This is a genomic window from Nocardioides donggukensis (genome assembly GCF_014842875.1).
GTDB lineage: Bacteria > Actinomycetota > Actinomycetes > Propionibacteriales > Nocardioidaceae > Nocardioides > Nocardioides donggukensis.
The window spans coordinates 142,097-155,327 of sequence record NZ_JACYXZ010000002.1; the positions used below are offsets into that span (position 1 = coordinate 142,097).

Sequence of the window (13,231 nt, forward strand, 5' to 3'; positions counted from 1 at the left end):
CGGTTACCGGCACGTACCGTGAGCACCCGATCCGGGCCGGTCGTCGTACCCGATAGGGTTCGTCGCCAGACCGCAACCGCACCGAGGAGCACCCACAGTGACCGTTCGCGTAGGCATCAACGGATTCGGCCGGATCGGCCGCAACTTCTTCCGCGCCGTGCGCGCCCTCCAGGCGCAGGGCGAGGCCGACATCGAGATCGTCGGCGTCAACGACCTCACCGACAACGCGGTGCTCGCGCACCTGCTCAAGTACGACTCGATCCTGGGCCGCCTCGACGCCGACGTCTCGGCCACCGAGCGGTCGATCGTGGTCGGCGGCACCGACATCCACGCGTTCGCCGAGCGGAACCCGGCGGACCTGAAGTGGGGCGACATCGGCGCCGACATCGTCGTGGAGTCCACCGGCCTGTTCACCGACGCCACCAAGGCGCGGGCGCACGTCGAGGGCGGTGCCAAGAAGGTGATCATCTCCGCGCCGGCCTCGCACGAGGACATCACCGTCGTCATGGGCGTGAACCACACCGCCTACGACCCGGAGCAGCACACGGTCATCTCGAACGCCTCCTGCACGACCAACTGCCTGGCACCGATGGCGAAGGCGCTCCACGACGACCTCGGCATCGTCAAGGGCCTCATGACCACGGTCCACGCCTACACCGCCGACCAGAACCTGCAGGACAACATCCACAAGGACCTGCGCCGGGCGCGGGCGGCGGCGCTGAACGTGATCCCCACCTCGACCGGTGCCGCCAAGGCGATCGGCCTGGTCATGCCCGAGCTCAAGGGCAAGCTCGACGGCTACGCCCTGCGGGTGCCGGTGCCGACCGGGTCGGCCACCGACCTGACCTTCGAGGCCGGCCGCGAGACCAGCGTCGACGAGGTGAACGGCATCATCGAGGCCGCCGCCGACGGACGGTTCCTGCGGTACTCCACCGACCCGATCGTCTCCGCCGACATCGTCACCGACCCGGCGTCGTGCATCTTCGACGCACCGCTCACGAAGGTGATCGGCAACCAGGTCAAGGTGGTCGGCTGGTACGACAACGAGTGGGGCTACTCCAACCGGCTCGCCGACCTGATCACGCACGTCGGCAGCACCCTCTAGCCGGCCCGGCAGGTCTTGGCAGTGGCAGACATGACGGGCACCAGCGGCCTCTCGGGCCTGACGACCGCCCTCGGGGGCAGCCTCCGCGGCAAGCGGGTGCTGGTCAGGTCCGACCTCAACGTGCCCCTGGACGGCAGCACGATCACCGACGACGGCCGGATCCGGGCCAGCGTCCCGACGATCCGGGCCCTGCTCGACGAGGGCGCCCGGGTGGTCGTGACCGCCCACCTCGGACGTCCGAAGGGCGCGCCGGACCCGGCGTACTCGCTGGCCCCGGTCGCCGGCCGACTCGGTGAGCTGCTCGGCGCCGAGGTGGCGTTCGCCACCGATACGGTGGGCGAGAGCGCCCGGGCGACCGTCGCCGGGCTCGGCGACGGCCAGGTCGCGGTGCTGGAGAACGTGCGGTTCAACGCGGGGGAGACCAGCAAGGACGACGGCGAGCGGGCCGCGTTCGCCGACGCGCTGGCCGGTCTCGCCGACGCGTTCGTCAGTGACGGCTTCGGAGTGGTGCACCGCAAGCAGGCCTCGGTGTACGACGTCGCGCAGCGCCTGCCGCACGCGATGGGCACCCTGGTCGGCACCGAGATCGACGTGCTGCGCCGGCTCACCGAGGACCCGGAGCGGCCCTACGCGGTCGTGCTGGGCGGCTCGAAGGTCTCCGACAAGCTCGGCGTCATCGACAACCTCCTCGGCAAGGCGGACCGACTGCTCATCGGGGGTGGCATGGTGTTCACCTTCCTCGCCGCCCAGGGCCACGAGGTCGGCAGGAGCCTGCTCGAGGCGGACCAGCTCGACGTCTGCCGCGCCTACCTGACCCGGGCCGAGGAGAGCGGGGTGCAGATCCTGCTGCCCACGGACGTGGTCGTCGACACCGCCTTCCCCTCGGGTGACCGGGAGCCGGAGCCCCGGGTGGTGCCGGCCGACCGGATCCCCGCCGACAGCCTCGGCCTCGACATCGGGCCGGAGTCCGCAGCCGCCTTCGCGGCGGCGCTGGCCGACGCCCGGACGGTGTTCTGGAACGGTCCCATGGGGGTCTTCGAGACCGACGCGTTCGCGGGCGGCACCCGCGCCGTGGCGCAGGCCCTCACCCGGATCGACGGCCTGTCGGTCGTCGGCGGGGGCGACTCCGCGGCGGCGGTCCGGCAGCTCGGTTTTGACGAGGCCGCATTCGGGCACATCAGCACCGGGGGCGGCGCCAGCCTGGAGTACCTCGAGGGCCGGGAGCTGCCCGGCATCCAGGTCCTGGACGCCTGAGCCCGGCCCGTCCCGCCCTGTCCGTCCCGCCCCGCCACCTCGAGCCCGTCGAGCCGCACACCAAGGAGCCCCATGGCCAAGAACGCACGCACGCCGCTGATGGCGGGCAACTGGAAGATGAACCTGAACCACCAGGAGGCGGTGGTCCTGGTGCAGAAGCTGGCCTGGACCCTCTCCGACAAGCGGCACGACTACAGCAAGGTCGAGGTGGTCGTGGTGCCGCCGTTCACCGACCTGCGCTCGGTGCAGACCCTGGTGGACGGCGACCGGCTGCTGGTCCGGTACGGCGCCCAGGACGTCTCCGCGGAGGACTCCGGCGCCTTCACCGGCGAGATCTCGGCCGGCATGCTGGCCAAGCTCGGCTGCAGCTACGTCGTCGTGGGGCACTCGGAGCGCCGCGAGCAGCACGCCGAGAGCGACGAGCTGGTGAAGGCCAAGGCCCGCAAAACCCTCGAGGCGGGGATGACGCCGATCGTGTGCGTCGGCGAGGGCCTCGACGTCCGGCAGGCCGGCGACCACGTGGCGTACACCCTGGCGCAGGTCGACGGCTCCCTGGCCGGGCTGAGCTCCGAGCAGGTGGCCGGGCTGGTCGTCGCCTACGAGCCGGTCTGGGCGATCGGCACCGGGGAGGTGGCCACGCCCGACGACGCGCAGGAGGTCTGCGCCGCCATCCGCGCGCGGGTCACCGAGGTGCACGGGGACGAGGCCGGGGCGGCCGTCCGGGTGCTGTACGGCGGCTCCGTGAAGGCCGCGAACATCGCGGCGATCATGGAGAAGGCCGACGTCGACGGCGCCCTCGTGGGCGGCGCCAGCCTGCAGGCCGACGAGTTCGGCGGGATCTGCCGCTACTACGACATGCCGGTGCTGTGAGGGCCGTGGCGTGAGTTAGGGTTGTTGATCGTGGAACTCGTCTTCACCATCCTCCTCGTCATCACGAGCTCGGCGCTCATCCTGCTCGTCCTGCTGCACAAGGGCCGCGGCGGTGGGCTCTCGGACATGTTCGGCGGTGGCGTCTCGAGCAGCCTCGGCGGCTCGTCCGTCGCCGAGCGCAACCTCGACCGGCTCACGGTCGGCATCGGTGCCATCTGGTTCGCCTGCGTCGTAGCGCTGGGCCTGCTCCTGGCCTACGGCTCCTGAGAGAAGAGGACGACACATCGTGGTTGGTGGCGGTAACGCGATCCGGGGAAGCCGGATCGGATCGGGCCCCATGGGCGAGGCGGAGCGCGGCGAGGCCGCACCGCGGCAGAGCGTGACCTACTACTGCTCCCACGACCACCGCTCGGTGGTCACCTTCTCGATCGAGGCCACGGTCCCGGAGTCGTGGGACTGCCCGCGCTGCGGCCTCCCGGCCAGCATGGACCAGGACAACCCACCCCCGGCGCCCAAGATCGAGCCCTACAAGACGCACCTGGCCTACGTGAAGGAGCGCCGTTCCGACAAGGAGGCGGCCGACATCCTCGACGAGGCGCTGCAGCTCCTGCGCTCGCGCCGCAAGTCCGGCGACATCATCTTTTAGGGCCACGACGCCGGGTAGCCCCGGGAGGCCCCCGTCGGCGGGGCCAGCAGCTGCGGCACCCCACCGCCACTCCTCCGCGGCGGGGTTGTCACCGGCCGGAGCCGGGCGCAGGATGGTCGGGTGGCCACCCTGCCCAGCCGTCCCCGGAGGTCTCCCATGTCCCGCACGCTCCGGCGGCTCGCCGCGGGCTCGGCCCTCGCCCTCGTGCTCGCGACCCCCGCCGCGATGGCGACCGCCACCGCCGACGGCCCCGCCGACGGACCCGCCGGAGGTCCCGCCGACCGGGGTCCGCACCGGTGCTCTGCCGGGCCCGACCGCATCGACCTGCCGCAGGGCTGGCAGCCGGAGGGCATCACCACCGGCGGCCGGCGCCTGTACGTCGGATCGCTCGCCGACGGCCGGATCCTGCGGGCCGATCCGCGCACCGCCCGGGTGCGGGTGCTGCCCCGGAGCGGGACCGGGACCGCTGCGGTCGGCATCGACCACGACAGCCGTCGCCGGGTGCTCTGGGTCGCGGGCGGCGCCGAAGGTGAGGTCCGCGTCCACAGCAAGCGGTCCGGCCGCCTGCTGCGCACCTACACGATGCCGACCGACCCGGACGGCCGCTTCGTCAACGACCTGGTGGTGACGCGCCACGGGGCCTACGCCACCGACTCACGCAACGCCGAGCTCGCAGTCGTACCGCTCGGCGGCAGGGGACTGCCGCCGAGCGGTGCCGCCGACACCCGGCCGGTCACCGGCGACTTCGAGCTGGTCGACGGCTTCAACCTCAACGGGATCGTCCGATCGGGTCGCTGGCTCCTCGCCGTGCAGTCGGCGACGGGGGACCTGTTCCGGATCGACCCCGCGTCCGGAGACTCGACCCGGGTCGACCTCGGCGACTACGCGTTGGCCAACGGGGACGGCCTCGAGCTCGACGGCGACCTGCTCTTCGTCGTGCGCAACCGTGACAACCTGGTCGCGGCCGTGCGGCTCGCCGAGGACCGCGCCTCCGGGCGCGTGGTCGCGGAGATCACCGACGAGGACCTCGACGTCCCGACGACCGCGGCGCACCTGGGCAAGGGGCTCTACGCCGTCAACGCGCGCTTCGGGACCCCCGACCCGGCCAGCGCCGACTACTGGATCACCCGGCTGACCGCCGTGAGGTGAGGCCCGCCGGCGAGGTCTCAGAGCCGGCCGGCGGCCGCCTCGTCGAGGTGGAGGACGGTCTCCTCGAGGCCGTGCACGGCCGCCGCGGGCACCTCGAAGGCGGGCGCCCCGGCGAGCGCGCCGGCCACCGCCTCGGCCTTCTCCGCGCCGGCCGCGACCAGCCACACCGCCCGGGTCCGGTTCAGCCTGTCCAGGGTCAGGCTGATCCGCTCGGGCGGCGGCTTGGGGGAGCCGGTCACGCCGACCACGTCGAGGTCCTCGGCCGCCAGTGCCGGGTGGCCCGGGAACAACGAGGCCACGTGTCCGTCCGGGCCGACGCCGAGCATGACCACGTCGAAGGTCTCCGGTCCGTGCGCGGCCAGGGTCGCGGCGTACGCCGCGGCGCCCTCCTGCACGTCCGCCGCGTCCGCGCTCGAGGGCATCTCGTGCACCAGTGCCGGGTCCGGCGCCACGGCGTCCAGCAGCGCCGCCCGGGCCTGGCCGGCGTTGCGGTCCGCGTCGTCGGGGGCGACGAAGCGCTCGTCGCCCCACCACAGCCCGACCCGCGACCAGTCCACCCGCGTCTGCGGCGTCAGCCGGGCCAGCGCCCGGTGCACCGCGTCGGCGACCGAGCCGCCGGTCAGCACGACCTGCGGCACCCGGCCCTCGGCCTGGGCGACGGCCAGCCGCTCCAGCAGCCGGGCGGCGACCGCCTCGGCGAGCGCCTCCTTGTCGCCGTACCGCTCCACCACGGGGTTCATGTGCGCCTCCTCCGGGAGCCGACCCGCCGTGCGAGCGCGGCGTAGACCTCGTCCTCGTCCAGTCGTCTCAGCTCCTCGCCGAGCAGGTCCGGCAGCTCCCGGCGGGGCAGCGCCACCGACTGGTCGGGGCGTCCGGGCGAGGAGAGCGTCGCCAGCCCGCCGCCGGGTCGGGTGATCCGCACCTCCCCGTCCGCGAGCGTGAGCGAGGTCTCGGTGATCCCGGGCCCGGACGTGGTGACCCGCTCCACCGTGATCTTCAGCCGCAGCTCCAGCCAGGCGGCGAGCAGGTCGGCGCTCGGGCTGTGCGCCTCCGCGCCCACTCGGGCGCTGCGGACCCGGCCGGGGTGCAGGTCGAGGGAGGCCGCCAGCAGGGCCCGCCACCGGGTCAGCCGGGTCCAGGCCAGGTCGGTGTCGCCGGGCGAGTAGGCGCCGCACTGCGTGCGCAGCACCGTCGTACGCCGGCGGGTCGCGGCCGCGGCATCGGTGATCCGCCGCTGTCCCAGCGCGCCGAGCGGGTCGGCCGCCGGGTCGGCGGGAGCGTCGGCCGGCCACCACACGGCGACGGGTGCGTCCGGGAGCAGCAGCGGCAGGACCACCGACGAGGCGTGCCTGACCACCTCGCCACGCAGCCGGATCAGCGCCACCTCGCCGCTCCCTCCGGTGCCGGTCCGGACGTGGGCGTCGACGTGCCCGCGGCCCCGACCGTCGCCCAGCACCACCCCGAGCAGGCGGGCCGGGTGCTCGCGGGAGGCCGCCCGGGCGGCGTCCATGGCCGCCTCGGCGCCGTCCTCGTCGGTGACGACGACCAGCGTCAGCACCATGCCCATGACCGGGCTGCCGGCCCGGGTCCGGGCCCGGACCAGCTCGGCCGCGATCTCCGCGGAGGTGACGTCGCTCAGCTCGGTCATGGTCTCCTCCAGGCGCGGCCGTCGCGCTGCAGCAGGGCGTCGGCGCCGGCCGGGCCCCAGCCGCCGGAGGGATACTGCTCGGGCCTCCCGCGGTCGGCCCAGTGGGCGATCAGGGGGTCGAGGATCTGCCAGGACAGCTCCACCTCGCGCTGCCGTGGGAACAGCGGCGGCTCACCGAGCAGCACGTCGAGGATGAGCCGCTCGTAGGCCTCCGGGCTGGCCTCCGCGAAGGAGCTGCCGTAGGCGAAGTCCATCGTCACGTCCCGGATCTCCAGGGCGGTGCCCGGCACCTTGGAGCCGAACCGCAGCGTCATCCCCTCGTCGGGCTGGACCCGGATCACCAGGGCGTTGTGGGTCAGCTCCTCGGTCGCATGCGGGCCGAACGGCAGGTGCGGGGCCCGCTTGAACGTCACCGCCACCTCGGTGACCCGGCGGCCCAGGCGCTTGCCGGTGCGCAGGTAGAACGGCACCCCCGCCCAGCGGCGGGTGTCGACGTCCAGCCTGAGGGCGGCGTAGGACTCGGTGGTCGAGGTCTTCCGGACGCCGTCCTCCTCGAGGAAGCCGGCCACCTTCTCGCCGCCCGCCCAGCCCGCGGCGTACTGGCCCCGGGCCGCGGCCAGGTCGAGCCGGCGGGGGAGGGAGACCGACTCGAGCACCTTCTGCTTCTCCACGCGCAGGCTCTCCGCCGAGAACGACGTCGGCTCCTCCATCGCGACCAGGGCCAGCAGCTGCAGCAGGTGGTTCTGGATGACGTCGCGGGCGGCGCCGATGCCGTCGTAGTAGCCGGCCCGGCCGCCGATGCCCCCGTCCTCGGCCATCGTGATCTGGACGTGGTCGACATAGCGGGAGTTCCAGATCGGCTCGAACATCTCGTTCGCGAAGCGGGTGGTGAGGATGTTCTGGACCGTCTCCTTGCCGAGGTAGTGGTCGATCCGGAACACCGCCTCGGCCGGGAACACCCCCTCCAGGACCTCGTTCAGCTCGCGGGCCGAGGCCAGGTCGTGCCCGAAGGGCTTCTCCACCACGAGCCGCCGCCAGGCGGAGCCGGAGTCCTCGGCGAGTCCGTTCGCCTTGAGCTGGCCGACCACGTCCCCGAAGTACCGCGGCGGGATGGACAGGTAGAAGACGTGGTTCCCGCCGGTGCCACGGCGCTCGTCCAGCTCCTCGATCGTGCGCCGGAGCCGGGCGAAGGCCTGGTCGTCGGAGAACTCGCCCGAGACGAAGCGCAGGCCGTCGCTGAGCTGCGCCCAGACCTCCTCGCGGAACTCGGTGCGGGCGTGCTCGCGCACCGCGTCGTGCACGATCCGGGAGAAGTCCTGGTCGTCCCAGTCCCGTCGCGCGAACCCGACCAGGCTGAAGCCCGGGGGGAGGAGCCCGCGACTGGCCAGGTCGTAGATCGCGGGCATGATCTTCTTCGTCGCCAGGTCGCCGGTCACTCCGAAGAGCACCAGGCCGCACGGCCCGGCGATCCGGGGCAGGCGCCGGTCGCGCTCGTCGCGCAACGGGTTGCCGCCCACCCCGGAGCGGCTCACACCAGCTCCCTCACCAGGGCGTCGAGGTGCTCGGGCGAGGCCACGTGCAGACGGAGCACCGGTCGGCCCTTGCCGGCCAGCACCCGGCCGTCGCCGACGGCCTGGGCGGTGAGGAACTCCGCGAACGTGAACGGCCGGCCCGGGACCTCGAGGTCGGCCTCCGGCTCGGTCGTCACCTGCAGGTAGACGCCCGTGGCCGGACCGCCCTTGTGGTACTGCCCGGTCGAGTGCAGGAACCGCGGACCCCACCCGAAGGTCGTCGGCCGGCCGGTGCGCACCGCCAGCGCGGGCCGGAGCCGGGCCAGGCCGGCGTCGCGGTGCCGGTCGGCGTACACCTGCACCGACAGGTAGCCCTGCTCCGGATCGAGCCGGTCCAGGAGGGCGGAGACCGCGTCCGGGACCGAGTCGGTGCCGTCCGGGAGCCAGTCGCCGCCGGAGGCGCCGTCGGCGAAGACCGACACGGCACCGGAGCTGAAGCGCAGCCGGGGCGGCTCGCCGGCCCCGTCCAGCATCTCGCGGGCCGCGGCCTTGGCGCTCTCGACGTCGGGCTGGTCGAAGGGGTTGATCCCGAGGATCCGCCCGGCGACGGCGGTGGCGTACTCCCACAGCAGCAGCTGCGCCCCGAGCGGGCCGTCCACCGCGACGGTGTAGCCGGAGGGAGGCTCGAGGCCGTCGAGGAACGTGGTGCGCGGGCCGATCGCCGTGAGCACGCTGTCCGGGGTGGCCTGGCGGCCGAAGTCGGGGGCGTCGAGGTGCTCGACGACGACCGGGAGGATGCCGGTGCCGTCCTTGCCGGTGGACTCCGCCACCAGCTGCTCGATCCAGTCGCCGAGACCCGGGTAGGCGGAGCCGGCGTCGGCCAGCACGAGCTTGTCGACGCCGTCGACGGCGGCCCGGCCCATGAGGACCCCGAGCCGGGTGCCCGGGTTGTCGGCACTGTCCGCCTCGAGGTCGGGCCGGGCGGCCTCGGCCTCGTCGAGCAGGCCGCCGATGTCGGCGCCGGCCAGCCCGCTCGGGACCAGGCCGAAGGCGGTCAGTGCGGAGAACCGGCCCCCGACCTCCGGGTCGGCGCGGAACACCCGGTAGCCGTCCTGGGTCGCGGACTCCTCCAGCGGCGAGCCCGGGTCGGTGACGACCACGATCCGACCGGCGGGATCGATCCCGGCGTCGCGGAAGGCAGCCTCGAAGGCCCGCTTCTGGCTGTCGGTCTCGACGGTGCCACCGGACTTGCTGGACACCACGACGACGGTCTCGGAGAGCCGCTCGCCGGCGGCGCGCCGCACGAAGTCGGGGTCCGAGGAGTCCACGACGTCCAGCGGCACGCCCGCCGCCTCGCAGATCACCTCGGGGGCGAGCGACGAGCCGCCCATGCCGCACAGCACCACGCGGTGCACGCCCTGCGTCGCGAGCTCGGCATGCAGGGCCTCGATGTCCGCGACCAGCGGCCGGGAGGCGGTCGCCAGGCCGGTCCAGCCGAGCCGCTTGCCGGCCTCCTCGGCCGCCTCCGGACCCCACAGGTCGGCGTCGTGGGACGCGATCCGGGAGGCGAGACCCTCCGCGACCGCGCCGGCCACGGCCTCGTCGTACGCCGCGGTGTCGGGCACCCCGGTGCGCAGGACCAGGCCGGGGGCCGCGGAACCCGTGTGCGAGCTCATCGCGGGCTCAGCGCCGGGCCGCGGACAGCTGTCCGCTGACGGTCTCGACGAGCTCGTCCCACGACGCGGAGAACTTCTCCACGCCCTCGCGCTCGAGGACGCCCAGCACGTCGTCGAAGTCGATCCCGACCTCGGCGAGCGCGGCGAAGGTGGCCGCGGCCTCCTCGGCGCGACCGCTCACGGTGTCGCCGGTGACCTCGCCGTGGTCGGCGAACGCCTCGAGCGTCTTCTCCGGCATCGTGTTCACGCAGCCGTCGACGACCAGCTCCGAGACGTAGAGCGTGTCGGGGTAGGACGGGTCCTTCACCCCGGTCGAGGCCCACAGCGGCCGCTGGACGTTGGCGCCCCCGAGCCGGGCGAACCGCTCGGACCCGAAGACCTCCTGGTAGGCGGCGTAGGCGAGCCGGGCGTTGGCCAGGGCGGCCTGGCCCTTGAGGGCGGTGGCGGCGTCGGTCCCGATGGCGTCGAGCCGCTTGTCCACCTCGGAGTCGACCCGGGAGACGAAGAACGACGCGACCGAGTGGATGCCGGACACGTCGAGCCCGTCGGACTGCGCCTTCTCGAGGCCGGCCAGGTAGGCGTCCATGACCTCGCGGTACCGGTCGATGCCGAAGATCAGGGTCACGTTGACGCTGATCCCCTCGGCGATGGCCGCCGTGATCGCCGGGAGCCCCTGGGGAGTGGCCGGGATCTTGATCAGGGCGTTGGGCCGGTCGACCGCGGCCCACAGCTTCCGGGCGGCGTCGGTGGTGCCGTCGGTGTCGCCGGCCAGCCCCGGCTCGACCTCGATGGAGACCCGGCCGTCGAACGCGTCGGCGGCGTGGACGTCGGCCAGGACGTCGCAGGCGTCCCGGACGTCGTCGGTGGTCAGCGCGAAGATGGCCGCGTCGACGTCGGCGCCCTCCGCCGCCAGCCGCCGCACCTGGTCGTCGTACCGCTCCCCGTCGGCGAGGGCGGAGGCGAAGATCGTCGGGTTCGTGGTGACCCCGACCACGGAGCGCTCCTTGACCAGGTCGGCCAGGTTGCCGGACTCGATGCGCTCTCGCGAGAGATCATCGAGCCAGATGGACACGCCGGCATCGGCGAGTGACGTGAGACGTTCGGACATGAGTGGTTCCTCTCCCTGGGTTCCCTGAATGGTCATGCCGGGCACCTCATCCGGCGCTCCGCCCGGTGGCGGCAAGGCTCTCCTCGGCGGCGCGCACGACCGCCTCGGTGGTGATTCCGAACTCCGTGAACAGCGTGCCGAAGTCGGCCGAGCCCCCGAAGTGCTCGAGGGAGACGCTGCGGCCGTGGTCGCCGACGATCTCGCGCCAGCCGGCCGCGATCCCGGCCTCGACGCTGACCCGGGCCTTGACGATGGGCGGGAGCACGGTGTCCCGGTAGGCCTGGTCCTGGGCGTCGAACCACTCGCGGCACGGCATCGAGACCACGCGGGCGCCGATGCCGCGCTCGGCGAGCAGCCGCCGCGCCTCGACGGCCAGCTGCACCTCCGAGCCGGTGCCGACCAGGACCACGTCCGGCGTGCCCCCGTCGGCGTCCACGAGGACGTACCCGCCGCGCGCCACGTCGTCGGTGCCGGCGAAGCCGTCCTCACCGCGCGGGAAGGTCGGGACGTCCTGCCGGGTCAGCGCCAGGCCGGCGGGCCCGGTCGGGTTCTCCAGGACCGTCCGCCAGGCCGCCACCGTCTCGTTGGCATCGGCCGGCCGGACGACGGCCAGGCCGGGGATCGCCCGCAGCGCGGCGAGGTGCTCCACCGGCTGGTGGGTGGGCCCGTCCTCGCCGAGCCCGATGGAGTCGTGGGTCCACACGTAGGTGACCGGCAGCTGCATGAGCGCGGCCAGCCGGACCGCGGGACGCATGTAGTCCGAGAACACGAGGAAGGTGCCGCCGTAGACGCGGGTGCCGCCGTGCAGCGCGATGCCGTTCATGATCGAGCCCATCGCGTGCTCGCGGATCCCGAAGTGCAGCACGCGGCCGTAGCGGTCGCCCCGGAAGTCGTCGGTCGAGAACGCCTCCGGGACGAACGACGGCTCGCCCTTGGGGGTGGTGTTGTTGGAGCCGGCCAGGTCGGCCGAGCCGCCCCACAGCTCGGGCAGGGCCGGTGCGATCGCGGAGAGCACCTGGCCGGAGGCCTTGCGGGTGGCCACGCCCTTCTCGTCCGCCTCGAAGGTCGGGAGGGCCTCGGTCCATCCTTCGGGCAGGCTGCGGTCCCGCATCCGGTGCAGCAGCGCTGCGCGCTCCGGGTTCGCCGCGGCCCACGCGGCGTACTGCTCGTCCCAGGCGGCGCCGGCGGCCTTGCCGCGCTCGCGGAGGGCCCGGGTGTGGGCCAGGACCTCGTCGCTGACCTCGAAGGTCTGCTCGGGGTCGAACCCGAGCACCTTCTTGGTGGCCGCGACCTCCTCGTCGCCCAGGGCCGAGCCGTGCGAGGCGCCGGTGTTCTGCGCGTTCGGGGCCGGCCAGGCGATGACCGTGCGGAGCACGATCATGCTGGGCTGCTCGGTGGCCGACTCCGCCTGGTCCAGCGCCGCCCACAGGGCGTCGAGGTCCTCGGAGTAGCCCTCGCCGTCGTGGGTCCAGTCGACGACGTGCACGTCCCAGCCGTAGGCCCGGTAGCGGGCCGCGACGTCCTCAGTGAAGGCGATGTCGGTGTCGCCCTCGATCGAGATCTGGTTGGCGTCGTAGATGACCGTGAGGTTGCCGAGCTGCTGGTGGCCGGCCAGCGACGAGGCCTCGGCGCTGACGCCCTCCTGCAGGTCGCCGTCGCTGCAGATGGCGTAGACGTGGTGGTCGAAGGGGCTCTCGCCGGGGGCCGCGTCCGGGTCGAGCAGGCCGCGCTGGCGGCGGGCGGACATCGCCATCCCGACGGCGTTCGCCACCCCCTGTCCGAGGGGTCCGGTGGTGGTCTCGACCCCGGCGGTGTGCCCGTGCTCCGGGTGGCCGGGCGTCTTGCTTCCCCAGGTGCGCAGGGCCTGGAGGTCCTCCAGCTCGAGGCCGAAGCCGCCGAGGAACAACTGGGTGTAGAGCGTGATGCTGGAGTGACCGGCCGAGAGCACGAACCGGTCCCGGCCGATCCACGCCGGGTCGGCCGGGTCGTGCCGCATCCGCTTCTGGAAGAGGGTGTAGGCCACCGGCGCGAGGCTCATCGCGGTGCCCGGGTGGCCGTTGCCGACCTTCTGCACCGCGTCCATGGCCAGGACCCGAGCCGTGTCCACCGCCCGCTGGTCGATGTCGGTCCACTCGAGTCGGGAATTTCGGGGGCTCACAGGGGTTCCTCTCATCGCGGGGGACGGCTCCGCCGAGCCTACCGAGGGGGAGCGATAGACTCGACCCCGCACCTGCCCTCCAGCCCGCACTGCTCCAGTGCCATCC

12 protein-coding genes are annotated in these 13,231 nt (G+C 73.5%); 6 read left to right on the forward strand and 6 right to left on the reverse strand.

What is annotated here, in order from left to right; all coding sequences use genetic code 11:
• The first annotated feature begins 97 nt into the window (after positions 1–97).
• The 6 genes from gap to IE331_RS07045 all read left to right on the forward strand — a co-directional run bounded on the left by gap (position 98) and on the right by IE331_RS07045 (position 5,024).
• Positions 98–1,105, forward strand: coding sequence for a type I glyceraldehyde-3-phosphate dehydrogenase (gene gap / locus IE331_RS07020; RefSeq protein WP_192142018.1), 1,008 nt, complete (start codon positions 98–100; stop codon positions 1,103–1,105).
• A gap of 30 nt (positions 1,106–1,135) precedes the next feature.
• Complete coding sequence (locus tag IE331_RS07025; RefSeq protein WP_192142020.1) at positions 1,136–2,359, forward strand: phosphoglycerate kinase; 1,224 nt, start codon at positions 1,136–1,138, stop codon at positions 2,357–2,359.
• Positions 2,360–2,431: 72 nt separating this feature from the next.
• A complete protein-coding gene (tpiA, locus tag IE331_RS07030; protein ID WP_201931351.1) occupies positions 2,432–3,229 on the forward strand; it encodes a triose-phosphate isomerase in 798 nt (265 codons plus the stop codon).
• A gap of 30 nt (positions 3,230–3,259) precedes the next feature.
• A complete protein-coding gene (secG, locus tag IE331_RS07035) occupies positions 3,260–3,496 on the forward strand; it encodes a preprotein translocase subunit SecG (RefSeq protein WP_192142022.1) in 237 nt (78 codons plus the stop codon).
• A gap of 19 nt (positions 3,497–3,515) precedes the next feature.
• Complete coding sequence (locus IE331_RS07040) at positions 3,516–3,875, forward strand: RNA polymerase-binding protein RbpA (RefSeq protein ID WP_192142024.1); 360 nt, start codon at positions 3,516–3,518, stop codon at positions 3,873–3,875.
• Positions 3,876–4,031: 156 nt separating this feature from the next.
• Positions 4,032–5,024, forward strand: a complete 993-nt coding sequence (locus tag IE331_RS07045; RefSeq protein WP_192142026.1) for an SMP-30/gluconolactonase/LRE family protein — start codon at positions 4,032–4,034, stop codon at positions 5,022–5,024.
• Positions 5,025–5,041: 17 nt separating this feature from the next.
• On the opposite strand, the gene pgl is transcribed toward IE331_RS07045, so the two are convergent.
• Genes pgl through tkt form a run of 6 tightly spaced genes read right to left on the reverse strand, consistent with a single transcriptional unit; the run spans position 5,042 to position 13,125 of the window.
• Complete coding sequence (pgl, locus tag IE331_RS07050; protein ID WP_192142028.1) at positions 5,042–5,764, reverse strand: 6-phosphogluconolactonase; 723 nt, start codon at positions 5,762–5,764, stop codon at positions 5,042–5,044.
• The gene (locus IE331_RS07055; protein ID WP_192142030.1) at positions 5,761–6,672 is read right to left on the reverse strand and encodes a glucose-6-phosphate dehydrogenase assembly protein OpcA; all 912 of its coding nucleotides are present in this window, start codon (positions 6,670–6,672) and stop codon (positions 5,761–5,763) included. Before IE331_RS07055 ends, pgl begins: the two co-directional genes overlap by 4 nt.
• On the reverse strand, positions 6,669–8,204 hold the full coding sequence (zwf, locus tag IE331_RS07060) for a glucose-6-phosphate dehydrogenase (protein WP_318646789.1): 1,536 nt from the start codon (positions 8,202–8,204) through the stop codon (positions 6,669–6,671). Before zwf ends, IE331_RS07055 begins: the two co-directional genes overlap by 4 nt.
• The gene (locus IE331_RS07065; protein ID WP_192142032.1) at positions 8,201–9,859 is read right to left on the reverse strand and encodes a glucose-6-phosphate isomerase; all 1,659 of its coding nucleotides are present in this window, start codon (positions 9,857–9,859) and stop codon (positions 8,201–8,203) included. Before IE331_RS07065 ends, zwf begins: the two co-directional genes overlap by 4 nt.
• A gap of 7 nt (positions 9,860–9,866) precedes the next feature.
• A complete protein-coding gene (gene tal, locus IE331_RS07070; RefSeq protein WP_192142034.1) occupies positions 9,867–10,967 on the reverse strand; it encodes a transaldolase in 1,101 nt (366 codons plus the stop codon).
• A gap of 46 nt (positions 10,968–11,013) precedes the next feature.
• On the reverse strand, positions 11,014–13,125 hold the full coding sequence (gene tkt, locus IE331_RS07075; RefSeq protein WP_318646790.1) for a transketolase: 2,112 nt from the start codon (positions 13,123–13,125) through the stop codon (positions 11,014–11,016).
• Between the last annotated feature and the right edge of the window lie 106 nt (positions 13,126–13,231).